A 1136-nucleotide genomic window follows, 5' to 3' on the forward strand; every position below is an offset into this window, starting at 1 on the left:
AGGCCGGCCTGCGGCACGGGCGCCGCCTTGCGCCGCGGCGCGCCCGTGGCCAGGGTGGCGACGACGGTGCCGCGCTTGTCCGGCACCACGAAACCTTCGCTGGCCAGCTGCTCGTACGCATACAGCACGGTATTGCGCGCCACGCCCAGGTCGGCCGCCAGGGTGCGCGTGGCAACCAGCCGCGTGCCCGGCGCCAGAGTGCCGTCGCGGATGGCCCAGCGCAGGCATTCGTGCAGCAGGCGCTGGCGCGGCCAGCTGCGGTGCCCGTGTTCCCGGTCAAAGCTCGACAACAACAGCGCGTAATCCATTCGTGGCTCCATGTAATTGCCCGCCCCTGGACCTGTCGCAGGGGCCACCCGCGCCATTATATTGCGCCTTCAACCAACCGAATGGAGAATATGAACAAGCCTTCCGCCCCCTCCCCGCGCACGCAGGTCAAGCGCGTCGCCGAATACGCCTCGTACGACAGCGCGCTGCTGCACCAGATCGTCGATGCCGCCTGGGTCTGCCACATCGCCTTCGGCGACACCAACGGCAGCCACTGCATCCCCACCGCCTGCTGGCGCGATGGCGACTGGCTGTACATCCACGGCTCGAACGGCAGCCGCATGCTCAAGCGCCTGCAGGAACAGGACTGCTGCGTGACGATCACGCACGTGGACGGCCTGGTGCTGGCGCGTTCGGCCTTCAATCATTCGATGAACTACCGCTCGGCCATGATCTACGGCCGCTTCGAGGCGGTGGACGAGGCGCACAAGCGGGTGGCGATGGAAGCGTTCATGGAGCACCTGGTGCCGGGCCGGCAGGCCCAGGTCCGCGCCGGCAACGACAAGGAGTACGCGGCCACCACCGTGCTGCGCATCGCGCTGCACGAGGCCGCCTGCAAGACCCGCACCGGCCCGCCGAAGGACGAGGGCGAGGACCTGGATATCCCCGTCTGGGCCGGTGTGCTGCCGCTGGCCCAATCGCGCGGCGCGCCCATTGTCGATGATGGCTGCCCGCTGCCGGCGCCGGACTACGTGCGCGCCTGGCAGGGCTGATGCCTCAGCGCCGCTCGCGCCACCACAAGGCCAGCAGCGAAGCGGCCAGCAGCACGGCGAACGGCCAGCGCGGCAGGGCCGCCGCGCCGCTGTCGG

2 protein-coding genes are annotated in these 1136 nt (G+C 70.0%); one reads left to right on the plus strand and one right to left on the minus strand.

The window, feature by feature from the left end; all coding sequences use genetic code 11:
• The coding region (locus tag GM672_RS27690) for a GntR family transcriptional regulator (RefSeq protein WP_155473694.1) at positions 1–308 on the minus strand (308 nt) is incomplete at its 3' end.
• Between the two features lie 90 nt (positions 309–398).
• Here GM672_RS27690 and GM672_RS27695 point away from each other — a divergent pair.
• Entirely contained in the window at positions 399–1040 is a 642-nt protein-coding gene (locus GM672_RS27695; RefSeq protein WP_155473695.1) for a pyridoxamine 5'-phosphate oxidase family protein, read from the plus strand.
• Positions 1041–1136: the final 96 nt, after the last annotated feature.

It is taken from the genome of Pseudoduganella buxea (genome assembly GCF_009720835.1).
GTDB lineage: Bacteria > Pseudomonadota > Gammaproteobacteria > Burkholderiales > Burkholderiaceae_D > Rugamonas > Rugamonas buxea.

What these genes read in the sequence shown, in the direction of transcription:
- GM672_RS27695 (WP_155473695.1), top strand. Translation starts at nt 399, where the DNA reads ATGAACAAGCCTTCCGCCCCCTCCCCGCGCACGCAGGTCAAGCGCGTC.